24 protein-coding genes are annotated in these 23,778 nt (G+C 45.4%); 19 read left to right on the forward strand and 5 right to left on the reverse strand.

Annotated features, from left to right (window positions below; all coding sequences use genetic code 11):
- Positions 1 to 22 precede the first annotated feature (22 nt).
- The gene (locus CLOSA_RS08020) at positions 23 to 238 is read right to left on the reverse strand and encodes a hypothetical protein (RefSeq protein WP_013272270.1); all 216 of its coding nucleotides are present in this window, start codon (positions 236 to 238) and stop codon (positions 23 to 25) included.
- Between the two features lie 181 nt (positions 239 to 419).
- Between CLOSA_RS08020 and CLOSA_RS08025 the strand changes: the two genes are divergently transcribed.
- A complete protein-coding gene (locus CLOSA_RS08025; protein ID WP_013272271.1) occupies positions 420 to 1,565 on the forward strand; it encodes an N-acetylmuramoyl-L-alanine amidase family protein in 1,146 nt (381 codons plus the stop codon).
- Positions 1,566 to 1,609: 44 nt separating this feature from the next.
- Here the strand turns inward: CLOSA_RS08025 and CLOSA_RS08030 are convergent, their stop codons facing one another.
- On the reverse strand, positions 1,610 to 3,523 hold the full coding sequence (locus tag CLOSA_RS08030; protein ID WP_013272272.1) for an ABC-F family ATP-binding cassette domain-containing protein: 1,914 nt from the start codon (positions 3,521 to 3,523) through the stop codon (positions 1,610 to 1,612).
- A 156-nt stretch (positions 3,524 to 3,679) separates the two neighbouring features.
- Here CLOSA_RS08030 and CLOSA_RS08035 point away from each other — a divergent pair, with 156 nt between their 5' ends.
- From CLOSA_RS08035 to CLOSA_RS08060, 6 genes are all read left to right on the forward strand, one after another.
- The gene (locus tag CLOSA_RS08035; RefSeq protein ID WP_013272273.1) at positions 3,680 to 4,342 is read left to right on the forward strand and encodes a redox-sensing transcriptional repressor Rex; all 663 of its coding nucleotides are present in this window, start codon (positions 3,680 to 3,682) and stop codon (positions 4,340 to 4,342) included.
- 147 nt (positions 4,343 to 4,489) lie between these two features.
- Positions 4,490 to 6,013 (forward strand): bifunctional ADP-dependent NAD(P)H-hydrate dehydratase/NAD(P)H-hydrate epimerase, encoded by a 1,524-nt coding sequence (locus CLOSA_RS08040; RefSeq protein ID WP_013272274.1) that lies wholly within the window; start codon positions 4,490 to 4,492, stop codon positions 6,011 to 6,013.
- Between the two features lie 60 nt (positions 6,014 to 6,073).
- Complete coding sequence (gene alr / locus CLOSA_RS08045) at positions 6,074 to 7,261, forward strand: alanine racemase (protein WP_013272275.1); 1,188 nt, start codon at positions 6,074 to 6,076, stop codon at positions 7,259 to 7,261.
- A gap of 201 nt (positions 7,262 to 7,462) precedes the next feature.
- Positions 7,463 to 7,810, forward strand: coding sequence for a type II toxin-antitoxin system PemK/MazF family toxin (locus tag CLOSA_RS08050; protein ID WP_013272276.1), 348 nt, complete (start codon positions 7,463 to 7,465; stop codon positions 7,808 to 7,810).
- A gap of 179 nt (positions 7,811 to 7,989) precedes the next feature.
- Positions 7,990 to 9,393 (forward strand): hemolysin family protein, encoded by a 1,404-nt coding sequence (locus CLOSA_RS08055; protein WP_013272277.1) that lies wholly within the window; start codon positions 7,990 to 7,992, stop codon positions 9,391 to 9,393.
- Positions 9,394 to 9,560: 167 nt separating this feature from the next.
- Positions 9,561 to 10,289 (forward strand): YebC/PmpR family DNA-binding transcriptional regulator, encoded by a 729-nt coding sequence (locus tag CLOSA_RS08060; RefSeq protein ID WP_013272278.1) that lies wholly within the window; start codon positions 9,561 to 9,563, stop codon positions 10,287 to 10,289.
- A 54-nt stretch (positions 10,290 to 10,343) separates the two neighbouring features.
- Here CLOSA_RS08060 and CLOSA_RS08065 read toward each other — a convergent pair whose 3' ends face one another.
- Entirely contained in the window at positions 10,344 to 11,123 is a 780-nt protein-coding gene (locus CLOSA_RS08065; protein WP_013272279.1) for a PocR ligand-binding domain-containing protein, read from the reverse strand.
- A gap of 168 nt (positions 11,124 to 11,291) precedes the next feature.
- Between CLOSA_RS08065 and CLOSA_RS08070 the strand changes: the two genes are divergently transcribed.
- Positions 11,292 to 11,927, forward strand: a complete 636-nt coding sequence (locus tag CLOSA_RS08070) for a GNAT family N-acetyltransferase (RefSeq protein WP_013272280.1) — start codon at positions 11,292 to 11,294, stop codon at positions 11,925 to 11,927.
- A 3-nt stretch (positions 11,928 to 11,930) separates the two neighbouring features.
- Here CLOSA_RS08070 and CLOSA_RS08075 read toward each other — a convergent pair whose 3' ends face one another.
- Entirely contained in the window at positions 11,931 to 12,698 is a 768-nt protein-coding gene (locus CLOSA_RS08075; RefSeq protein ID WP_013272281.1) for a GNAT family N-acetyltransferase, read from the reverse strand.
- A 235-nt stretch (positions 12,699 to 12,933) separates the two neighbouring features.
- Between CLOSA_RS08075 and pepF the strand changes: the two genes are divergently transcribed.
- Both pepF and CLOSA_RS08085 read left to right on the forward strand, forming a co-directional pair.
- Complete coding sequence (pepF, locus tag CLOSA_RS08080; RefSeq protein WP_013272282.1) at positions 12,934 to 14,718, forward strand: oligoendopeptidase F; 1,785 nt, start codon at positions 12,934 to 12,936, stop codon at positions 14,716 to 14,718.
- Between the two features lie 34 nt (positions 14,719 to 14,752).
- A complete protein-coding gene (locus CLOSA_RS08085; protein ID WP_013272283.1) occupies positions 14,753 to 15,526 on the forward strand; it encodes a nitroreductase family protein in 774 nt (257 codons plus the stop codon).
- Between the two features lie 93 nt (positions 15,527 to 15,619).
- Here CLOSA_RS08085 and CLOSA_RS08090 read toward each other — a convergent pair whose 3' ends face one another.
- Complete coding sequence (locus CLOSA_RS08090) at positions 15,620 to 16,033, reverse strand: Hsp20/alpha crystallin family protein (RefSeq protein WP_013272284.1); 414 nt, start codon at positions 16,031 to 16,033, stop codon at positions 15,620 to 15,622.
- A 298-nt stretch (positions 16,034 to 16,331) separates the two neighbouring features.
- Here CLOSA_RS08090 and CLOSA_RS08095 point away from each other — a divergent pair, with 298 nt between their 5' ends.
- The 9 genes from CLOSA_RS08095 (at position 16,332) to CLOSA_RS08135 (ending at position 23,576) form a co-directional block, all read left to right on the forward strand.
- Positions 16,332 to 16,988 (forward strand): YkgJ family cysteine cluster protein, encoded by a 657-nt coding sequence (locus tag CLOSA_RS08095; protein ID WP_013272285.1) that lies wholly within the window; start codon positions 16,332 to 16,334, stop codon positions 16,986 to 16,988.
- 54 nt (positions 16,989 to 17,042) lie between these two features.
- Positions 17,043 to 17,960 carry an orotidine-5'-phosphate decarboxylase gene (pyrF, locus tag CLOSA_RS08100; RefSeq protein WP_013272286.1) on the forward strand — a complete coding sequence of 306 codons (918 nt, stop codon included), beginning with the start codon at positions 17,043 to 17,045 and terminating at the stop codon, positions 17,958 to 17,960.
- Between the two features lie 10 nt (positions 17,961 to 17,970).
- Positions 17,971 to 18,747, forward strand: coding sequence for a dihydroorotate dehydrogenase electron transfer subunit (locus CLOSA_RS08105; protein ID WP_013272287.1), 777 nt, complete (start codon positions 17,971 to 17,973; stop codon positions 18,745 to 18,747).
- On the forward strand, positions 18,748 to 19,650 hold the full coding sequence (locus tag CLOSA_RS08110; protein ID WP_013272288.1) for a dihydroorotate dehydrogenase: 903 nt from the start codon (positions 18,748 to 18,750) through the stop codon (positions 19,648 to 19,650).
- A gap of 31 nt (positions 19,651 to 19,681) precedes the next feature.
- A complete protein-coding gene (gene pyrE / locus CLOSA_RS08115; RefSeq protein ID WP_041709016.1) occupies positions 19,682 to 20,359 on the forward strand; it encodes an orotate phosphoribosyltransferase in 678 nt (225 codons plus the stop codon).
- A 116-nt stretch (positions 20,360 to 20,475) separates the two neighbouring features.
- A complete protein-coding gene (locus CLOSA_RS22875) occupies positions 20,476 to 20,625 on the forward strand; it encodes a hypothetical protein (RefSeq protein ID WP_013272290.1) in 150 nt (49 codons plus the stop codon).
- 83 nt (positions 20,626 to 20,708) lie between these two features.
- The gene (locus CLOSA_RS08125; protein ID WP_013272291.1) at positions 20,709 to 21,206 is read left to right on the forward strand and encodes a VanZ family protein; all 498 of its coding nucleotides are present in this window, start codon (positions 20,709 to 20,711) and stop codon (positions 21,204 to 21,206) included.
- Positions 21,175 to 21,495 carry a DUF6142 family protein gene (locus CLOSA_RS08130; RefSeq protein ID WP_013272292.1) on the forward strand — a complete coding sequence of 107 codons (321 nt, stop codon included), beginning with the start codon at positions 21,175 to 21,177 and terminating at the stop codon, positions 21,493 to 21,495. The genes CLOSA_RS08125 and CLOSA_RS08130 overlap by 32 nt, the downstream gene beginning before the upstream one ends.
- Positions 21,496 to 21,500: 5 nt before the next feature.
- A complete protein-coding gene (locus CLOSA_RS08135; RefSeq protein WP_013272293.1) occupies positions 21,501 to 23,576 on the forward strand; it encodes an aminopeptidase in 2,076 nt (691 codons plus the stop codon).
- Positions 23,577 to 23,778 lie beyond the last annotated feature (202 nt).

The following is a 23,778-nucleotide window of genomic DNA, read 5'->3' on the forward strand; positions in this document are numbered from 1 at the left end:
GAGATATATTGAATTCAATATATCAAATACGATCTGAATCTGATTTGCTTGTTTTAAGCACCCGGGCAACCAACTGAGCGGCATAAAGAAGGACCGGGATAACCGCTGATGAAATAATGGCGGCCATGAGCCAGTTTTTTGATTCCGGGCTGTGAGAAAAGGCGGATATAAGGGCAATGACGTACATGGCAAGAATGATGAAAAGTCCGGCCAAAGCCAGGAGACGTTTCCATTTCACAGGAATCACCTCGCTTTCTGAACAAGTTTAATTTCTCCTATTATAGCTTATCATAGGAGAAATTAAAAGAAGAGCTTTCTATTGTTTATAAAATCTTTCAATTTGAAACCTGTACTTTTCTTATGAAATATAGTAAGATTTTAGTTATAAAAAACGGAAGACCGGAAGGAGTGCAGAACTCTTGAGGAAACAATGGATAGCGGCGGCATGTATCCTTCTCAGTATTGGAAGCATGATGACTTCCATGGCTGCGGAGGAGAAGCAGCCGAAAGTAAGCGGAGCCCAGCAGCCGGAAGTAAGCGGAGCCCAGCAGCCGGAAGTAAGCGGAGCCCAGCAGCCGGAAGTAAGCGGAACCCAGCAGGCGGCAGTGTCGGACTGGCAGTGGCTTGAAGAACCTGATGGCTGGAAATATGTCAATGCCGCGGGAGAATTTAAGAAAAACTGCTGGGAAGAGATTGATGGATATTGGTATTACTTTCAATATAACGGATTTATGGCTTCGGACTGGACCAGGATCGGCGGGATGAACTACTGCTTTTCTGAGTCTGGGGAGCAAATGCTTGGATGGTGTTACAACGATGAGGAAGAGAAGTGGCATTATTATAAAGAAGACGGTACGGCTCAGAAGGGCTGGTATCAGGATGACAGGAAAAACTGGTACTGGTTTTCCATAAAAGGGGAGATGGCGGCCTCCGGTTATAAGAATATCTCAGGAAAACGGTACTATTTCTTTGACAATGGACAGTTGGCAGCCAATCAGTTTGTCGGTCTTTTCTATATGGACGAAAATGGCCAGCGAAACAAAGAATTCGATATCACTCTTGATGGTAAGAAAACTTCATCATCCGTATCTTCTGAGGCAAAGGATGCTTTTACGGAGGCCTCTAAGAACATTCCCAGGGATTGGATCAAGAAATTTACGGATCAGGGCTGGGAGATTATCTATTATCCGGGAAAACAGTATCTCTCTGCTCCAATGACAGAAAGCGGCATTTATTACGTATGCCATAAGCTGGATATCAATTATAAAAAAATAAAAATATGCCAGCCGGAAGATTTGACAGCAGCTTTTGGAGAATATATCGGTTATGTCTCCGGCCTCTACAGCAGTTCCAGCCAGGATGCCACAGATCTCCTTATGGGCAGGGATTCTGTGGAGGAATTTGTTTACATCCCTGATTATTTTTCTGATGATATGAAGTTTTATTTTGGAAAGCTGGTAGCAGCCTACGTTGGAAATTCCTCTGACAGGGCAGAGATGGAAGAATCGGCACCTCAGGTGACGGAGATTTTAAAAAGGATTCTGTATCACGATAAAAGGGAGTAAGAAAATGGAAAGCAGCGCATTCACTGCTTTCCATTTTTGTTCCTTTATTCCGCAAGCTCTTCCCAAAGCTCATACAGCTCATCCAAACGCTGCCGGATAGCTTCTTTCTCCTTGTTTAGTTCCATCAGCTTTGAGACATCGGTAAAAATTTCTTCTTTTCCCAGGGCTTCATCTATTTCCCCATCCCTGATTTCTAAATGGTGGATCTCATCCTCTGTTTTCTTTAAATCATTCTGGCGTTTCCGAAGGCGGGCCTGCTCTTCCTTCTGTGCCTTCCAGTCCAGCTTGGTATCGGAAGTATCTTCCTGGGAATCATTCTTTGCAGAAAGCGGGGCAGCGTATAAATTCGTCATGACCTCTTTCTTTTCCAGATAATAGTCGTAGTTTCCGATATAATTGACCAGGGTCTGATTGGTCAGATCCAGGATCCTGGTTGCTGTTTTGTTAATGAAGTAACGGTCATGGGACACGTAGAGGATGGTCCCTGAATAATTGACCAGTGCATCTTCCAGAATTTCTTTTGATGTAATATCCAAATGGTTGGTAGGCTCGTCCAGTATAAGGAAATTGGCTTCCGAAAGCATCAGCTTTGCCAGAGATACGCGGCCCCGTTCTCCGCCGCTTAAATCCTTTATCCGTTTGAACACATCATCTCCGGTAAACAAAAAGGCTGCCAGGATATTCCTGATCTGGGTGTTGTTCATGGAAGGATAGGTATCCTGCAGCTCATCAAACAGTGTCTTTTCCATATGAAGCACCTGATGCTCCTGGTCATAGTAGCCGATATGTACCTTGGAGCCTAAGGAAATTTCCCCTGTATCCGGTTCCACAATACCGTTTAATATTTTTAGTATCGTGGTTTTTCCTGTTCCGTTGCCGCCGATGATTGCAACCCGTTCGCCCCGCTTGATATCAAAATTGATGTCTTTAAAAAGCAGGTTTTGATCGAAGGCCTTTTTCAGACTCCGGACAGTGAGGACATCGTTTCCGCTTATGATATTTGGCTCCAGCCGGATCCGCATTTCATCGTTTATTTCTGTTGGTTTATCCAGTTTTTCAATTTTATCCAGCATCTTTTCCCGGCTTTCCGCCCGCCGGATGGATTTCTCCCGGTTAAATGACTTTAATTTGGCAATGACTTCTTCCTGATGCCTGATTTCCTGCTGCTGGTTTAAATATGCTTTCATCTGGGCATCACGGATCATGGCCCGCTTGCCGCTGTAATCGGTGTAATTACCCTGATATACATTCATAAGACCGTTGTCCAGTTCAATGATCTTTGTGACCACCCGGTCAAGAAAATAGCGGTCATGAGCCACGATAATGACGCTGCCGTCATAGTTAATCAGATATCCTTCCAGCCAGGCAATGGATTCCATATCCAGGTGGTTGGTAGGCTCGTCAAGAAGGATGATATCCGGCTTGGTAAGAAGAAGACGGCCTAAGGATACCCGTGTCTTTTGGCCTCCGGATAATGCTGAAACAGGCTTTTGAAATTCTTCTTCTGTAAACCCCAGGCCTTTTAACACCCCTGTTACTTCACTTTGATAGGCGTAGCCGTTTAACTGCTCAAATTCGTGGTTCAGCCGGCTGTAGGTGGTGAGCATGGCATCCAGTTCTTCTCCTGATGCGTGCTTCATAGCTAGTTCAAGCTGGCGTATCCTTGCTTCCATTTCCATTACTGGACGCTTTATTTCCAGAACCTCCTGGTAAACGGTCCGGTTCCCGGACAAATCCTGGTGCTGGGCCAGGTAACCAATGGATTTTCCTTTGGAAACTACCACATCTCCATCATCTGCCGGAAGCTCTCCGATGATGATCTTTAAAAGGGTGGATTTTCCGGCGCCGTTGATTCCCACGATGGCCGCTTTTTCGTGGTCTTCTATATGGAAGGAAGCGTGTTTGATCACCTGGTTGCTTCCAAATGCTTTGCTTATATTACTGCATGACAGAATCATGTTTTATTTTCCTCCTGAATGAATGTAAGGCAACAGGACTAGTATAATATAGGTGCCCTTTTTTTTCAAGGATACAATCATAAAACCCGTTTGACATTATTTTGTCATGCAGTTATAATAATGTTAGTTAGATTCTAAGTTAAAGAAGGTGAAGAAGTGTCAGAGAAAGAGATTTCCAAAGCAGTGATTACCAGGCTTCCAAGATATTACCGGTATCTGGGCGAGTTAATGGAAGATGGAGTGGAACGTATTTCCTCCAATGAGTTAAGCATCCGCATGAAAGTGACCGCTTCCCAAATCCGTCAGGATTTGAATAATTTCGGTGGATTTGGCCAACAAGGTTACGGTTATAATGTAAAATACTTATATGCAGAAATCGGGAAGATACTGGGAATAGACAGGCAGCATAATATCGTTATCATAGGCGCTGGAAATTTGGGACAGGCTATTGCCAATTACGCGAACTTTGAAAAACGTGGGTTCCTCATTAAAGGGATGTTTGATATCAATCCGCGGCTGATCGGCCTTGTGGTACGCGGAATTGAGATCCGCAGTGTAGATGATTTGGAACAGTTTGTAAAGGACAATGAAGTTAAGATTGCGGCTCTGACCATTCCGAAGACAAAGGCTCCGGAGATTGCGGATCGCCTTGTAAAGGCAGGGATCAAGGCGATCTGGAATTTTGCTCATACGGATTTAAGTGTACCTGACGATGTGGTCGTGGAAAATGTCCACCTATCGGAAAGTCTGATGAGGCTGTCTTACCGGGTCTGCAGCATGCAGGATAAGAACGGGGAAGAAAAGAACAATCAATTTTAAAAAAGGTGATATGCCTGCCGGCAGGCGAAGGGAACGCTCTTCGCTGCCGGTAGTTTTTCTATGAAACGGTTTTATCAGGAAGCGCCCTTTGGGGATACTTATGTGCCCTAAATGAGTGGGAAATCCTGAGGAAAGGCGGGAGAAATTATGAGAGCTCTGGTTACGGGAGGACAGATGAAGGAGGTGGACCGCTACACCATAGAGAAAATAGGGATTCCCTCTCTGGTGCTTATGGAACGGGCGGCCCTGGCGGTTACGGAAGAGGTTGTAAAACATGGGAAAAAGACGGACCGGATATGGATCCTATGCGGAAACGGTAATAATGGAGCGGACGGACTTGCAGTTGCCAGGATACTGCATATAAAAGGATATACAGTGTCTGCCTTACTGGCGGCTGGAAAGGAAAAGGGGAGCAGGGAATATATTACCCAGGTTTCCATAGCGGAGCAAACGGGCGTCAATCTGATGGAATTTTCTGATTTTATTCCCGGCACCTGTGAAATTCTTATCGACGCGCTTTTCGGTGTTGGGCTGGACCGGGAGATCCTTGGAAGATACCGGGAAATCATGGAGACAGTCCTTCTCTGCCGGCCAAAGTTTACGGTGGCGGTGGATCTTCCTTCCGGAATCCATTCCGATACTGGACAAATCATGGGCATAGCTTTAAGTGCAGACGTAACGGTGACCTTTGGCTATGAAAAGCTTGGGACCATGCTGTACCCCGGAAGAGAATACAGCGGAAAGGTGCATGTGGCTGACATCGGTTTTCCGGGAATAAGCTTAGAACGTCTTAAAACTGAATATTTCACTCTGGAGCCAGGAGATGAAGATCGTCTTCCAAAACGTCCGGCCTATTCCAATAAGGGTAGCTTTGGAAAAGTTCTTGTGGTCGCCGGGTCTAAAAACATGAGCGGGGCTGCGTATTTCAGTGCCCTGGCTGCTTACCGGACAGGGGCTGGCTTGGTAAAAATATTTACTGTGGAAGAAAACCGTACCATTCTTCAGACAGGCCTTCCGGAAGCCATAATCACAACCTATGATGCCGGAGAGGCAGAAGCGGGGACTGAGGAATTTAAAAGCCTCCTGGTAAAGCAGTGCGAGTGGGCTACCGCCATTGTTCTGGGACCGGGCCTTGGCCAGGAAGACTATGCAAGGAACCTGGTGGAGGAAGTTCTTGCAAATGCCTATGTTCCCATTATTGTGGATGCCGACGGACTGGGGATCATTGCCACAAACCCGGAGCTTACCAGCTATTTTACGGAAAACATCATTATAACACCTCATCTGGGAGAGATGGCAAGACTTACAGGAAGCTCTGTGGATACCATCAGGAAACATCTGGTGGCCGTTGCCAGGGAATATGCGGACCGGTTCGGCATCACCTGTGTGTTAAAGGATGCAGTAACCGTCGGGGCTTTAAAGGACCAGAGGACCTATATCAATGGAAGCGGCAACAGCGCCATGGCAAAGGCCGGGTCAGGAGACGTGCTGACCGGGATCATAGCCGGACTGCTGGCGCTAGGTCTGGAAGAGTCCGATGCGGCAGCTTTCGGTGTATGGCTTCATGGCCGTGCAGGAGACATGGTAAGAGAGAGACAGGGAGATCACAGTCTTCTGGCCAGGGAGTTGGCAGAAGAGATACATTTAATATGGCAGGGACAAAACAGGTAATACCCTCCGGGTATGCCTTTTTTGCCCAGAAAGCATGGGCCGGAAAGAGGAAACAGAGAGATGAAATTATACAGCAGGGTTTATGAAACAGTGGATTTAGATGCCATTAGGCACAACATGGAGGCCATGAAGGCAAATCTAAAGGATGGAACCAGGATGATTGGCGTTGTGAAGTCTGACGGATACGGCCATGGAGCAGTTCCGGTCGCCTGGGCCATTGATCCCTATGTATGGGGATATGCAGTGGCCACGGTGGAAGAAGGGGTGATTTTAAGAAAGCATGGGATCAGAAAGCCTATCCTGGTCCTGGGCGTGGTGCCTTATGAGGGATATGGCCTTTTGGTGGAACACGGGATCAGCTCCGCCGTATTTCAGCTGAAACGGGCGGAACGCCTTTCCAGCCTGGCGGTAAGGGAAGGAAAAAAGGCAGTGATCCATCTGGTACTGGATACTGGTATGAGCCGGATCGGATATCCGGTCACAGAAGAAGCAGCAAAGGAAGCTGCAACCATATGCGGCCTTCCGGGAATTGAAGTGGAGGGGCTGTTCACTCATTTTGCAAAGGCCGATGAAAGAGACAAGAAAGCCACGGATCATCAGTTGGAACAGTATCAGAAATTCGTGGCAATGCTTGCTGACCGCGGGATCACTATTCCAATGCTCCACTGTTCCAACAGCGCAGGAATCCTGGATCTGCAGAGAGCAAATCTTCATGCGGTACGGGCCGGGATATCCATTTACGGCATTTATCCATCGGGAGAGGTTGACAGGGATACGGTAAAGCTTCGGCCTGCCATGGAATTAAAAAGCTTTATTTCTTATGTGAAAAAAATTGGCCCAGGTACCTCAGTAAGCTATGGAGGAACCTTTACGGCTGACCGGGAAATGACGGTAGCTACCGTTCCCGTAGGATATGGGGACGGTTATCCAAGGAATCTTTCCGGTAAAGGGGAGGTGCTTATCAGAGGGCAGAGAGCCAGGATCTTAGGCCGTGTCTGCATGGATCAGTTCATGGTAGATGTGACAGGTATCCATGAGGCAGAGGAAGAGGATGAGGTGGTTTTAATCGGCAGACAGGGAAAGGAAGAGATTACAGTAGAAGATCTTGCCATGGCCGGCGGCGGCTTTCATTATGAGATCGTCTGTGATATTGGCAAACGGGTCCCCCGGATTTACCTGGAAGACGGCCGTGTCATTGGCACGAAAGATTATTTCAATGATTGTTATAAAGGGTTTTGCCGGGTCTGATAACATACTCTGTGTCCAAAACATATGATAAGGTATGCGGCGGAAAAACTTAAGTGAATACACGAGTCAAAGAAGGTCAATACTAGACTTAGGCATAATTTGCTTGAAGAAAGAGTTGTGAAGTATGAAACAGGCAGATTTGCCGTTCGGTGAGCTGTCAGGCGAATCGGACTTCTTAAATAATTGACGGAGTGTGAGAGTGTGATAATCAGACGCGGAGACATTTATTATGCTGATTTAAGGCCGGTCGTGGGCTCTGAGCAGGGCGGTATCCGTCCGGTTCTTATTATACAGAACGACATAGGTAACAAGCACAGCCCTACGGTAATCTGTGCGGCAATTACCTCAAGAATGAACAAGGCAAAGCTTCCCACCCATGTGGAGCTGGATACAAAAAAATGCGATATGATCAAGGACTCGGTCATCCTTCTGGAGCAGCTTCGCACCATTGATAAGCAAAGACTGAAGGAAAAGATCTGTCATATTGATGACGAACTTCAACAGGAAGTGGATTGTGCGTTAAGGGTGAGCCTGGAACTGGATACATAGTTCACCATAGCGTGATTTGCTTCAGAAAGGCTGAGTGCAGTCTGATGTTGGCAGATCCGCTGGCCGGTGAGCCTTAAGCGAAACGAACTTCCTTGACGGATTACAGAGAAAATGATATATTTTTTAATAGTTGCAAGAAAAATACGAATGATAATGAACAAAAGGAGTAGATTTTTAGAATGGACGATGGCAATCCGCTTATACGCGTGATTATTTTTATTGCTTTTATCGTGCTGGATGCAATATTCTATGGGTTTGGAGCGGCGATCCAAAACGTGAATACAGGCGAGCTGGAGCATCAGATGGAAGAGGGTAGTGAAAAAGCCCGGAAGCTGTTACATATAGTGAACAGGCCCACCAGGTTTGTAAATACTATCCAGATCACCACCAATTTAATCGGCATGGTAACAGGGGCTTTTGTTTTGGAAGAACTGGGAGCAAGGCTGGAAGTGATCCTGACCAGAGGAAGGGTTTATCCCAGCCAGTGGATCTCGTTAATCAGCCTGCTGTTGGTTTCTGTTGCACTGATCGTACTTTTGATCAGCTTTGGCATTATTATTCCAAAACGCTGTGCGGCAAAGAATCCTGAAAGATGGGGGTATCGTATGCTGCCGGCCGTATCCCTCATCATGATCCCTATTATCCCCTTTACCTGGATGGCCAATGTGGTGGCCTTTTTCGTCTTAAAGCTTCTGGGCATTGATATGGCATCGGATAATGAGAACGTTACGGAAGAGGATATCATGTCCATGGTGAATGAAGGCCATGAACAGGGCGTTTTAGAGGCCAGGGAAGCGGAGATGATTACAAACATCTTTGAGCTGAATGATAAAGAAGCCGGGGATATTATGACCCACCGGAAAAATCTGGTGGCTTTGGACGGAGAGATCACTCTCCGGGAAGCGGTGAATTTCATATTAAAGGAAGGATTTAATTCCCGTTACCCGGTTTATAAAAAGGATGTAGATGACATTGTGGGGATCCTTCATATGAAGGATGCTTTGATTGCCGTGGAAAATAAACGGAATGCGTCCCGTCAGCTTTGGGAAATCGAAGGACTTCTCAGAGAAGCTCATTTTATTCCGGAAACCAGAAATATTGATACCCTGTTTAAGGAGATGCAGTCCAGAAAAATCCATATGGTGATCGTGGTAGATGAATACGGGCAGACGGCAGGAATCGTGACCATGGAAGATATTCTGGAAGAGATCGTAGGCAATATAATGGACGAATATGATGTGGATGAAGAGTACATTATACCCTCAGAGGATGGTTCCTTTTGTGTCAGCGGCATGACGCCTCTGGAAGAATTGGAAAGGGCCTTGAACATTGAATTTGACGAGGAAGATTATGATTCCTATGATACCATCAACGGCCTGTTGATATCCAGGCTGGACCGGATCCCCCAGGAAGGAGAGGAGTCGGAGGTATCTGTTTTGGGATACCGTTTTAAAATCCTTCGGGTGGAGAATAAGATCATTCATACCATCCGGGTCTGGAAAGAAGAGCCGGAAGAAAATAGTGAGGAAGATCCGGAATCTAGAAACATGGAGGCCCGTGGGGAATCCTTTCCGGAAAAATGATAAAACAGGCACAGTTGCCAGAGCTTCCCGGTAAATAATGGGGAGAATCGGCGGCTGTGCATTACTTTTTCTTGCAAGATGAAAAAAATAGTGCTAAAATAGAAAAGATGTTTATTTTTCAGATATTATAAGGACGAAGAAGAGAAAGAAAAGGAGTGTTGGGAACGATGTCAGGACATTCAAAGTTCGCAAATATTAAACACAAAAAAGAGAGAAATGATGCTGCAAAAGGCAAGATTTTCACTGTCATCGGAAGAGAATTGGCGGTAGCGGTGAAAGAAGGCGGACCAGACCCGGCAAACAATAGTAGACTCCGTGATATTATCGCAAAGGCGAAGGCCAATAATATGCCAAACGATACCATAGAACGCGGCATTAAAAAAGCAGCCGGTGATGCAGGTTCCGTTAATTATGAAACCATTACATACGAAGGATACGGCCCCAACGGGGTTGCCATCATCGTAGACACGCTGACAGACAACAAGAACCGGACTGCAGCAAATGTAAGAAACGCATTTACCAAGGGCGGCGGCAATGTAGGTACTCCCGGCTGTGTGTCCTTTATGTTTGATAAAAAAGGACAGATCATCATTGATAAGGAAGAATGCGAAATGGATCCTGATGAGCTGATGATGGTTTCCTTAGATGCGGGAGCAGAAGATTTTGCGGAGGAAGAGGACAGTTTCGAAGTGATTACCGGACCGGAGGAATTCAGCAGTGTCCGTGAAGCATTAGAAGCGGCAGGCGTTCCCATGGTGGAGGCAGGCGTTACTATGATCCCCCAGACATGGGTGGAGCTGACAGATGAAGATTCCCTAAAGAAGATGAACCGACTCCTGGAACTTCTTGATGCAGAGGATGACGTACAGGCTACGTACCATAACTGGGATGAATAAACAATGATAAAAGAGAGGAAAGTGCTTTAAGCGGCTTTCCTCTCTTTTTTATACCTAATCGATCTCGGTCAGGTTCCTGACAGAATTTTCTATTTCCTTAACAAGCTCCTGGATCCTTTGGTAGACAGCTCCGGAGTTCTTTGAAATTTCTCCAAACTCTCTGGCAACTACAGCAAAGCCGACACCGGCTTCTCCAGCTCTTGCAGCTTCGATGGAGGCATTGATGGATAGGATGCTTTCCATAGAAGCGACCTTTTGCAGATCCCGGGTTTTTTCTGTAACTTCGCTTAAGGCTCTTTGGATATTGCTTATCTGTAAATCAAGAACATCGTTTCTTTTCTGGGTAATTGTCTTAATATATTCCAGATTGACCAGCTGGTTTACGATGTTTCCCAGCATCTGGGCGGAAGCCCGGATCATTTGCTCGGACCTTACCGGAACCTTTTTTAAGGCCTCCACATAAGCATCTTCGCTGACGCCGATCTCTCTTGCAGTGCTACGGAACTTCTCTTCCTCAGGTTCATTGGGAAGCACCTGTCCTCCCAGAATGGCACCTACCTTTTCACCGTTTATGATGATGTCGGTGGAAAAGTCCATGAGCCCTGCATGGCAGAAATAAGTTCCTTTTCCTTCCTCATCACATTTCCGGCACCGCCGGAGACCTTCCTCACTCCCTCTGTTGTATTTCATGCAGAAATCCGAAAAATTGCTGGGTTTTGTTATGTAATTGCCCTCTGCATCCACTGCGATGGCGGCCAGGCCGGTGGACTCGGAAAATTGATCCTGAATTTTCTGCAAGGCGTTTAGATCAAGGAACTTTTTAATATCAATCATACTCTTTTTTCCGCCCTTTCTGTAGTAAAGTGCTGTACAATTTTTATATATAATATTATATAATAAGGAATGGGGAATTACAAGCAGCTAGTTGAACCAAAGAGAAAAGAAATGGACGTACGCTATGAAAAATGTACGGAGTTTAAGGAATGGAAGAGGTTTGAGATTATGGATAGCGGTCGATTGTACCGGGTACAAAAAGAAGATGTGGAAAGATTAAAGGAACTGTTAACGGAATGCTTTGAAGGGGATCCCCTTTACTGTAAGCTGATTCCTGACGGAAAGACAAGGAGCCGCCTGCTTCCGGAGCTGTTTGAATGCGATATGGAGGAATTTTTAGAGACTTGTGAAATATATGCCGACAGCCCGGAGATTAACGGGATCCTAGTGGTGGATGACGAATCCCAACCCTATAATTCCTTTCATTATTATCTGGCGGAAGCGGCCGCCCTTTTAAAGACAGACGGCTATCTGATTAAGGAGGATCCTACCTTAAGAACATTTTGGAACTTTTTTCAGGGAAGGGATTATTTAAACTCCAGGTGGACGGATGAACTTGAACAGGAAAAAAGGATGCACATTATTTACCTGGCAGTGCGGCCGGCCATGCAGCATCATGGATTATCCTCCCTACTGTTAAGGGAGGCCATACACTATGCAGACAGGAATCAGCTCCTGATCTCACTGGAAACACACAATGAGAATAATGTACCGTTTTATGAGCACTTTGGCTTTAAGGTTTTCACCATTGTGGAAAAGCATCTTCATTTAAAACAATACTGTATGGTCCGGGATATAAAATAAAGACTAATACAAATAATAGGACAGGCTCTCTGTAATCTGAAAGCCTGCCTTTTTGTATAAGGCAATGGCAGGCACGTTTTCGCCGGATACCTGTAAAAACAGCTTCTTCAGTCTTTTATGGCCGGACAGCGAAAAGCAGGTTTTCAGGAGCAGAAAAAGACAGGCGCTTCCCAGTCCCTGGTTCCGTAAGTTCTCGGCAATTACAAAACCGTAAAAATAGGCAGTTTCACCCCGAAAATCCAGATAACAGGAGCCTATGGGGCTGCCATCCATGAGAAACGTCCATGGAGAGTGTTCTTCATTGGGATTATAGGCCATGGATAGGGCAGGGGAATCCCAAAGCGGGTTGCTTTTTGCCAGGCCGGTTTCTATAAAGCCAGAGGCTGAAAGCTCCATTAAGTGTTCCTGATACCAGAAATCGGCTCCTAATGCATTCAGAGTATGAACCGTATCCTCACAGGTTTCATCCACAGGAAAGACCAGATCATTGTCGGCCGTTTCCTTTAAAAGCTCATCCAGTAGCATGGTAAAATATCCGTTCTGCCTGTTTGACGGAAGAGTGTAGGCGCAGGTTTCATACTCCCCGTTTTCATTAAAAAAAGCGCATAAGGCGGATAAGAGATTGTCTTCGTCATATAATAAGTAAAAAGTACAATCCTCTTCTAAGGGAAAAGTAAGAGAAATATGGTCATGCTTTCTGCAGGCTTCCTGCAGGTGAAGCAGGTTGTTTTTCTGCGTTTCGCTGGGGGTTTTGGTACGTATGATATTCATGGCTGGACTCCTGGTATTTTCGTATAGTATCGGATATCTGAACTTGTAACGCAAGTGAAGATAAATGGGCTGCCTTGTAGCCCCGCCCATCCGATTACCGGAAGCGTTTTTGCTTCCGATAATATAATACAATAAAAAAATATCAAAAATCAATAAAATATTTTCCATATTGCTGATTGTCTCTTTGAAATATGGGTGATAGAATAAACACAAGTGAACAGTTGGAGGGATCTATTTGAAAAAGAGAGATGAAATACCGGTTTGCGATACCTGGAACCTGGCGGACATTCTGCCGTCAGAGAGTGCTTGGGAGGATCTGTTCCGTGAAACAGAAAGCTCGCTTTCAGGTTATAAGCGTTACGAGGGACATCTGGCCGATTCCGGCGAGATGCTTTTTTCCTGCTTAAGGTTTGATGAGGAGATGTCCCTGAACATAGAAACATTGTTCGTCTATGGAAGGCAGAAATCCGATGAGGATACGGGAAATGCAAGGTATCAGGAATTATCCTCCAGGGCAAGGTCTTTATCCTATAAGGCTGCGGGGCTGTCCTCCTTTTTAGTACCTGAAATCCTGGCCATACCCCAGGAAAACCTTACTGAGTTCCGGGAAAACACGGCTGAGCTTAAGCGATATGACAGGACCTTTGAAATTATTTTAAAAAAGAAGGACCACACGCTGTCAGCTCCCATGGAAGCGCTGCTGGCAAAGTCCATGGAAGCCACCTCCGGACCTTCGGAGATCTTTCATATGTTTAACAATGCAGATGTGAAATTTCCTGAAATAAAGGATGAGAAGAATCAGCCCGTAAGGATTACCCATGGTAATTATATAGCTTTTATGGAAAAGCAGGACAGGAGCGTGAGAAAGTCCGCATTTGAAGCCCTGTACAGTGTTTACGGACAGTTTATCAATACCCTGGCATCCACATTTTCTTCCAATGTAAAGCAGGCTGCCTTTTACGCCAAGGCAAGGAATTACCCTTCCGCAAGAGCCCATTCCCTTGGAGAGAATGAGATTCCGGAGGAAGTTTATGACAATCTCATAAAGGCAGTTCATGAGGGACTTCCTAATCTCCATCAATATATATCCATCAGAAAAAAAGCTCTTGGAGTAGAAGAGCTTCATATGTATGACCTATACGTGCCAATGGTTTCAAGGGAAGAACGAAAAATTACCTTTGAGGAAGCCAAGGCCATGGTGCTGGAAGGCCTTAAACCTTTGGGTGCGGAATATTTATCTCTTTTGAGAGAAGGATTTGACAACCGGTGGATTGATGTATATGAGAATGAGGGAAAGCGGAGCGGTGCTTATTCCTGGGGAGTTTACGGAATCCATCCCTATGTGCTGTTAAACTTTAATGGAACACTGGACAGTGTCTTTACCCTGGCTCATGAGATGGGTCATGCCCTCCACAGTTGGTTTTCCGATAAAAACCAGACCTATATCGATGCCGGATATAAGATCTTTGTGGCGGAGGTGGCTTCCACATGCAATGAGGCGCTGCTTATCCGTCATTTATTGGAGGTTACAGCAGATAAGAAGGAACGTGCTTATCTTGTGAATCATTTTATGGACAGTTTCAGGGGCACACTATACCGGCAGGCTATGTTTGCAGAATTTGAAGCGGAGACCCACCGCCGCGCAGGGGAAGGCGAAGTGCTTACCGGGGAAGTCCTTTGCAGGATCTATCAGCGGCTGAATGAGGAGTATTTTGGACCTGATATGGTGGTTGATCCGGAAATTGGTTATGAATGGTCCAGGATTCCGCATTTTTACACTCCGTTTTATGTATACCAGTACGCCACAGGGTTTTCGGCTGCCATTGCCATCAGCAGCAGGATTCTCAAAGGAGATGAGAGTGCGGTCAAAGGCTATTATGAATTTTTAAGCGGCGGAAATTCCATGACTCCCATAGACCTTTTGAAGCTGTGCGGCGTTGACATGGGGACGGCAGAGCCGGTAAAGGATGCGCTGTTCGTATTTGCCGGACTTTTGGAGGAAATGAGCCGGCTTATTTAGGTCTGATTGTTGGATAGAGGAGAGGGGAGCAGGTATGAATCTGTATCAGATGATATTTAAAAGAAGATCCATCAGAAAATTTAAGAAGGAACAGGTTCCGGAGCAGTTGTTAAAGGACATCCTTTATTTTGGGGAAAATATACCAAGGCTGCATGGGGAAATTCTGTTCAAAATGGAGATAAGCGAGAATCTGGATGACCACCTGCCTGTTAAGGGGCTGTGGAAGGTGGAAGCTCCCTATTACCTGACCTTTTATTCCGAGGAAAAAGAGGGGTATCTGGTAAATGCAGGATATATCATGGAGCATGTACTTTTGTATATGACAGGAAAGGGGCTGGGGACCTGTTATCTGGGAAGCACCAAGGTATTAGAACCTGCATCGGCAGGGATGAAACAGGTGATCGTAGTAGCCTTCGGCTATCCCAAGACCCTGCTCTACCGTGATCCTGCAACTGCCAAGCGGCTTCCTTTGAAAGAATTGTGCGTGTTTAAGGAAGAAGCCGGAGAATCCATGAAGAATATTTTAAGGGCTGTCCGCCTCGCTCCGTCGGCCATGAATACCCAGCCCTGGCGTTTTATCGTTTATCATGACAGAATTTATATATTTTCCTGCAGGGAATTCCTGCCGTCACCGACTCTTGTATCCATGCGGGAGATCGGCACGGGGATCATGCTTTCTCATCTGACCATTGCTGCAGAAGAAATGTGGATGAATGTGAAGCTGGAGGCTGAGAAAGCCATGGAGAAAAAGTCCTATAAAAGCGGTGCGTATGTGACTACGGCGTTTTTTAAAGAGTATAAATACTGATTACTTCTTAGACTGGTACAGACAAAAAGGGAAGGTCCTTCTTCAGGGGCCTTCCCTTTTTGTCCATATTAGGATGATTCTCAGTTAGGAGTTTTATTCAATGGTGATATAGTGGTTTTCTTCGATCTGCTTCGGGGCTTCCTTTGGAACCACCAGCTTTAGAATGCCATTTTCAAAGGCGGCTTTAATATCTTCCTGCCTTAAGCTGGTCCCTACATAAAAGCTTCTCTTCACAGAGCCGCTGTAGCGTTCCCTGCGGATATAGTTTTTCTGGTCTTTCTCTTCATTTTCGGAAACGGTGTCCGCATAAATGGTTAAATAACCTTCTTTTAATTCGGCGCGCACATCTTCTTTCTTAAATCCCGGAAGTTCAATTTCAATCACATAACTGGTTCCGTCATCCTCAATGTCTGTCTTCATCAGAGACTGTCTGTTGTGATATGCATCCGTAAAAAATGGATCATTGAAAAATTCATCAAATAAGTTGTTTCTTCTGGTTAATAACATAAATGGTTCCTCCTTTTTGGGTTATTTATGTGACACCGGTTTTCCGGTGCTTTTGTATTTGTTATACATGTAATATAACACACATTGTTAGCACTGTCAAGAGGTGAGTGCTAATTTTTCTATAGAAAGAGCCCTGCGAATTTACTTGCTTCTTCCTTGGGCGAAAGCAGGGTTAATCAATGGAAACAGGAAAGCTTATTTTTATTCATAAAAAAAGAAATAAATCTCATTGAATGTGGGAACAAGAGATGGTAGAATAACCATGTTTGCTGAAAAGAAAGTTGAGGAAAAATCATTCATGAAACGGGAAATCGATTGGAAAGAGATCTCAGATGGAAAATTATATGGTTTAAATGATATGGTAAAGGCGGACTGCGGGGACTGTGAGGGCTGTTGGGCCTGTTGCCAGGGGATGGGACAGTCCGTCATCCTGGATCCCCTTGACTGCTTCCGGCTGACAGAAAATCTTAAGTGTACCATGGAAGCACTCCTTGCTCATAAACTGGAGCTAAATGTGGTGGATGGAATTGTACTTCCCAATTTAATCATGGGAGGAAAAGAGGAAAGGTGCGGGTTCCTGGATCATGAGGGACGGTGCGGCATCCACAGTTTCCGTCCGGGGGTGTGCCGCCTGTTTCCCTTAGGGCGGATCTACGGAGATCATGGATTTCAATATTTTCTCCAGGTAAATGAGTGCAGAAAGGAAAACAGGACAAAGGTCAAGGTGTACAAATGGCTGGATACTCCAGAAGTAAAAAGGTATGAGAAGTATGTGTCTGACTGGCATTTCTTCCTGAAACGGCTGGAAGGAAAGCTTGAGGAAAACCGGGATCAGGCTTATGCAAATAAAGTCAGCATGTATGTTTTAAAACAGTTCTATCTTACCCCCTATGACGGGGAGCAGGATTTTTACGATCAGTTTGGCAAAAGGCTTGAAGCCAGTTCCTTCTTATGATAGAATTGGAAAGAATAGAGAAAAATAAGGGCGAAGAGATCTAAGGAGGAAGCTATGATCAGGCAGTTAATAGACAAAATTCAAAAAACAAAGGCACCGATCTGCGTAGGTTTGGACCCGATGTTAAACTATATACCGGAGCATGTTACAAAGAGGGCACTGGAAGAATTCGGTGAAACCTTAGAAGGCGCTGCGGAAGCGATTTGGCAGTTCAACAAAGAAATTGTAGATCATGTATATGATCTGATTCCATCCGTTAAGCCTCAGATCGCCATGTACGAACAGTTTGGCATCGAAGGCCTGAAAGCGTATACAAAGACTGTGAACTATTGCCAGGAAAAGGGGCTTTTCGTCATTGGAGATGCTAAGAGAGGAGATATTGGTTCCACATCAGCTGCTTATGCTGCGGCCCACATCGGCCATGTGAAGGTTGGAAACAAAAGCTTTTCTGCTTTCGGTACAGATTTCCTTACGGTCAATCCATATTTGGGGACCGATGGCGTAAAGCCCTTTGTGGATGTGTGTAAAGAAGAGGACAAGGGTCTTTTCGTTCTTGTGAAAACCTCAAATCCTTCCAGCGGAGAATTTCAGGACAGGCTCATCGATGGAAGGCCTTTGTATGAGCTGGTTGCGGAAAAGGTGGTTGAATGGGGAGAGGACTGTATGGATGGCGCTTACAGCAACGTAGGGGCTGTTGTGGGTGCTACTTACCCGGAGATGAGCAGAATCCTCCGTAAGCTCATGCCCAGCACCTATTTCCTGGTACCGGGATACGGTGCCCAGGGAGGAACGGCAGAGGACTTAAAACCCTGCTTTAATGAAGATGGCCTGGGAGCTATTGTAAACTCCTCCAGAGGAATCATTGCCGCTTATAAATCTGAAAGCTACGCCCGGTTTGGCGGGGAGCATTTCGGCGAGGCTTCCAGACAGGCGGTCATTGACATGGTTTCCGATATTAACAGGGTATTATAGGAGGAAGACGATGGCAAAAGTAAAGGAAACCGCAGTGGTCGACAGCCAGACATGGCTTGGAGACGACGTATACAGCATGTGGATCAGGACAGAGAATATAACGGCCCAGGCAGAACCCGGACAGTTTGTTGACTTATATACAAGGGATGGGGCAAAGCTTTTGCCCCGCCCCATCAGTATTTGTGAAACCCGTAAGGAAAAGGGGCTGTTAAGGCTGGTGTACCGGGTCGTAGGCGGGGGAACGGAAGAATTCTCCCACTACAAGGCAGGGGATACGATTGAAGTATTGGGGCCTTTGGGCAATGGCTTTCCTCTTGAAGCTTGCAAGGAAGGAAAAAAGGCGTTTTTGATCGGCGGCGGAATCGGAATTCCCCCCATGCTGGAACTGGCAAAGCATTTGCACTGCGAGAAACAGGTGGTTCTGGGATACCGGGATGCATTGTTTTTAAATGAAGAATTTACACCCTACGGAAAAACCTATGTCGCCACGGAGGATGGAAGTGCGGGAATAAAGGGAAATGTCCTGGATGCCATACGGGAACATGGTCTGAAAGGCGATGTGATCTTTGCCTGCGGTCCGACCCCCATGCTGAAAGCTCTTAAGGCCTATGCGTCTGAACATAGTATGGAATGTTATCTTTCCCTGGAAGAAAAGATGGCCTGCGGCATTGGGGCCTGTCTTGCCTGTGTATGCAAAAGCAAGTCAGTGGACGAACATTCCATGGTCCATAACAAGCGTATCTGTAAGGATGGTCCGGTATTTAAGGCTGAGGAGGTAGAATTTTAAATGAATACGAAAGTGAATCTGGCCGGAGTGGAGCTTAAGAATCCGGTTATGACTGCTTCCGGCACCTTTGGTTCCGGTGAGGAATACAGCGAGATGATTGATCTGAATCATCTGGGGGCTGTGGTGACTAAGGGTGTGGCCAATGTGCCATGGCCTGGGAATCCTACCCCAAGAATCGCGGAAACCTATGGTGGCATGATCAATGCCATCGGCCTTCAGAATCCTGGAATGGAAGTCTTTATTAAGAGGGATCTTCCATTTTTAAAACAGTACGATACAAAGATCATTGTCAATGTCTGCGGAAAAACCGCTGAGGAGTATATTGAAGTTGTGGAGAGACTGGCAGATGAGCCGGTGGATATGCTGGAAATCAATATTTCCTGCCCCAATGTGAAAGAGGGCGGTATTGCCTTCGGACAGGATCCCAAAGCAGTGGAAGCCATAACCAGGGAAGTTAAAAAATACGCAAAGCAGCCGGTGATCATGAAGCTGAGTCCTAACGTAACGGATATAGGGGAAATGGCAAAGGCGGCTGAAGCGGGAGGTGCAGATGTACTGTCCCTTATTAACACCCTGACCGGTATGAAGATCGACATTAACCGCCGTACCTTTGCAGTGGCCAATAAAACAGGAGGGTTATCCGGTCCGGCCATTAAGCCCATTGCAGTGCGCATGGTATATCAGGCGGCCAATGCGGTAAAGCTTCCTATTATCGGCATGGGAGGAATTATGAATGCCGAGGATGCAGTGGAATTCCTTCTTGCAGGGGCCACGGCAGTTTCCGTAGGGACGGCCAATTTCCGGAATCCTTATGCGGCGGAAGAGATAGTCAGAGGCATTGAGGATTATATGAAGAAATATCAGATGGAAGACATCAGGGAAATCATAGGAGCCGTACGGTAATCCCATGGTTTTGAATAGAGAGGAAAAAAAGATGGAACAGTATAAGCAGGAATTTATAGAATTTATGGTGGAAAGCAATGTCCTTAAATTTGGCGACTTCACATTGAAAAGCGGAAGAAAGTCTCCGTTTTTTATGAATGCTGGCTCCTATGTGACGGGAGCCCAGCTTAAAAAGCTGGGAGAATATTATGCAAAGGCCATCCACGATAACTTTGGGGATGATTTTGATGTTCTGTTTGGACCTGCTTATAAGGGGATCCCATTAAGTGTTGCCACTTCCATTGCTTTTCATGAACTGTATGGAAAGGAGATCAAATACTGCTCTAACAGAAAAGAGGAGAAGGATCACGGCGGTGATGCAGGCATCCTTCTTGGAAGCCCCATAACGGATGGGGACCGGGTAGTAATCATTGAGGATGTGACGACCTCTGGAAAATCCATTGAAGAGACCTTCCCTATCATTAAGGCGCAGGGAAATGTGGAGATCTTAGGCCTGATGGTTTCCTTAAACCGTATGGAAAAGGGGAAGGGAGACAAAGGAGCTTTGGATGAGATACAGGAAAAGTATGGATTTAAAGCGGCTGCGATTGTATCCATGGCAGAGGTCATTGAACATCTGTATAACAGGGAGTATGAAGGAACGGTCATTATTGATGATGCCATCAAAGGGGCCATTGACGCTTATTACCAGGTGTATGGTGTGAAATAACCCATTGCGGGTATCCCTTTATGCCCAAATAACATGGGCAGGAATAAGGAAACACCCTGCGGGTATCCCTTTATGCCCAAATAATATGGGCAGGAATAAGGAAAGGAGAGTTTTGTATGGAAAGAGTTTATAAGACGATGAGAAATATAGGTGCTTTAAACATAGCTGTCGGGATTGTGGTGACAGTGATCGGTCTTGCTGCCGGAACTGTATCAATTATAAACGGGGCACTTCTGCTGAAGAGAAAATCTGAAATTACATTTTAACTGTTATGATAGGAGAGGATGCTGCTAAAAGAGTGTGGCTTTAAGCGGCCTCTCTCTTTTTTCCGCATATAGATGGAGCTTTTATGATTAAAAACACGACGAAACGGCAGAAATTGGGTTGGGTAATTTTCATATTTTACCTGATCTTTTTGGCATACTTTTTATTTTTTTCCGATTATTTTGGCAGGGGCAGCCACGCTCAGGCGGAATATGCATACAATCTGACCCCATTTAAGGAAATACGGCGTTTTATCGTTTACCGCCATGTGGTTGGATGGGAGTCTTTTCTGCTGAATATCGTTGGCAATATTGTTGGCTTTATGCCCTGCGGTTTCTTTCTTCCTGTCATCAGCCGCAGAAGCCGCCGCTGGTTTAATACGGTGCTGTTAAGCTTTCTGTTCAGCTTATGCATTGAAACCATCCAGCTTGTTTTCAAGGTTGGCAGCTTTGATGTAGATGACATGATACTGAATACATTAGGAGGGATTCTTGGATACATCCTGTATAAGATCATTCAGCACATAAGAGTAAGAGTTAGGAGGAAAAAGCGTGCAAAAGCAGAAACGAGTGTCCTACATTAGAAAGCCCTTTGCTAAGCGAAGCTTTCTCTCTCTGGGCCTTTCGGTTGGGGCATTGGCCCTGGGGATCATCGGAATCGTCAGCGCTGTCATGGCAGAAGGCCAGGCGCAGCTTAATGTGGCAGCTGTCTGCTTCTGCAGCCTGATGATTTCCGTTTTTTCACTGGTTTATGGTGTCCTTTCGTTTTTTGAAAAGGATAAAAAATACATACTGTCCAAGATTGGGATGGGGATCAGCTTTAGTCTGATCATACTTTGGACAGTTCTCATCATTATAGGAATAAAGGGGTAAGAATTATGGATTATCGAGTGATGTTTCAACAGGAAAATGAGAATATTATGGAGCGCTTTGAACTTTCCATGGAACGGGTCAGGCAGATGGCATCGGAACAGACCGTACAGGAACCGTACCGTGATTATTTTGCCAGGACAGCATCTTTTATCAGCATGATGGAGGAGTATCTCCGGTTCCTTGAGACTGGAGATCAGAAGGCGGCTCCGGCAGAGGTTTTAAAAGAATGGAACCAGAAGCTTTATCAGGATATTTTACCAGGCCATTATGAGGAAAGCTATGCAAACCCAGCCTATGCCGTATCTAAACTGGGAGAGGGTTACGGCCAGCTTCTTTCCTATCTGTATAAGGAGATACGGGGAGACATTGTTTTTGTCCACGAGTGGAGACTTACGGATCTTACCATATTAAATGAAACGCTGATTGAAATTTACAACATGTTTGAAGAGGGAATCCCTGAGGTTTCCGCAATCAAGGAAGTGATTTACTGGTTTGTCAGCGATTATACAGATCATACGGTTACCTTCCGTGTCAGGGAAGGACTTGATCCAAGTCTTACCTTTGCATCGGATATCATTCGGGACAATGATCTGAAGGATCTTCGGTATTTGTATTATTTTGGGGAATATATTTCCGATTCTGAGCTAAAAACCGCAGAGTTTTTAAACTCGCTGCCTGAGGAAACCGTACGCCTTATGGCAGATACCTATACGGAAGGGTACCGCAAAGGCTTTGAAGTAATGGGGAGGGATTTAAAGAAAAAAGGAGCGGTGCAAATCCGCTATGAGCTGGGCTTTGAGCGGATGGTGAAGTATGCTATAGAGAATTTTGAGAAGCTTGGCCTGAAAGTGATTCTTTGCCGTGCGGCTGTCTGGACCGTCAATACCAATGCGGGACGGAAAGCCGGTTATTACAGCACATCTCCAAACAGGCAGTATGATTATGACCACCGATATGATGACGCTCTTTATTTAAACAAGGCGTTTAAGGACCGGAAGGCAGCGGTTTTAAAAGTGGCTTATGAAACCTACAAGGAACTGGCGGAAGCCTTTGCCGGTCCTGCGGTGCTTGAAACCTTTGGAAAAGAAGGCTTTGCGCCGGTAAATAAGCCGGAAGCCAACCGATTGGATGCCAGACAGGAAAAGCTATCTGCGGAAATGTCCAACGAAACCTCAAGGATCCTCAATCAGTATATGCCTGGAGATGAGACCAGCTTTACGCTCATTGCGTTCCCGGTACCGGAAATCGGAGAGGATTTTGAAAAGATTTTTGAAGAAACCATTGCTATTAACACTTTGGATTATGAAAAATATAAGGCAATCCAGCAATCGGTTATTGATGTTCTGGATGAGGCGGAGTATGTGGAGGTGACTGGAAAGGGAAGCAACAGGACCCGCCTGAAGGTGGCTCTTCATCCGCTGTCAGACAGGGATAAGGAAACAAAGTTTGAAAACTGTGTGGCAGATGTAAATATTCCTCTTGGCGAGGTATTTACATCCCCAAGGCTTGCGGGAACGGAAGGGACTCTGGCTGTCAGCTCGGTGTATATTACGGACTTCCAGTTTAAGGATCTTGTCATGACCTTTGAAAACGGCATGATAAAGGACTATTCCTGCAGCAATTTTGAAGATCAGGCGGAAGGGAAGGCCCTGGTAAAACAGGTGATTTTAAAGAACCATGATACCCTTCCCATGGGGGAATTTGCCATAGGCACCAATACCACGGCTTATGCAATGGCCAGAAAATTCGGAATCATTGATAAGCTGCCCATTCTGATTGTGGAAAAAATGGGACCTCATTTTGCTGTGGGGGATACCTGCTATAGCTGGGCGGAGGAAAGCCCTGTGTATAACCCTAACGGAAAAGAGGTGATCGCCAGGGATAATGAAGTATCCATGCTGAGGAAAGAGGACCCGTCAAAGGCTTATTTCAGCTGCCATACGGATATTACCATTCCCTATGCAGAGCTGGATAAGATAGAAGCGATAACAGCAACGGGAAAGCGGATTTTAATCATTGATGACGGAAGATTTGTATTAAAGGGGACGGAAGAATTAAATATTCCTTTGTCAGAGGATTAATTGCCAAAAAAGTTTAAAAATCAAAAAAAATTGCAATTATTTAACAAATTATATGAAAATGCTTATATAATAAAAGTACTTGCCGATAAAACATACGAAGGTTAAGGTTGAAAGAATAAATTCTTTCAACCTTAAGTTTATGAATGATACGGAGATGCAAGCATTTCCCATAGATTCATTCGTATAGAAAAATATGATAGAT

This window comes from [Clostridium] saccharolyticum WM1 (genome assembly GCF_000144625.1).
Lineage (GTDB): Bacteria > Bacillota > Clostridia > Lachnospirales > Lachnospiraceae > Lacrimispora > Lacrimispora saccharolytica.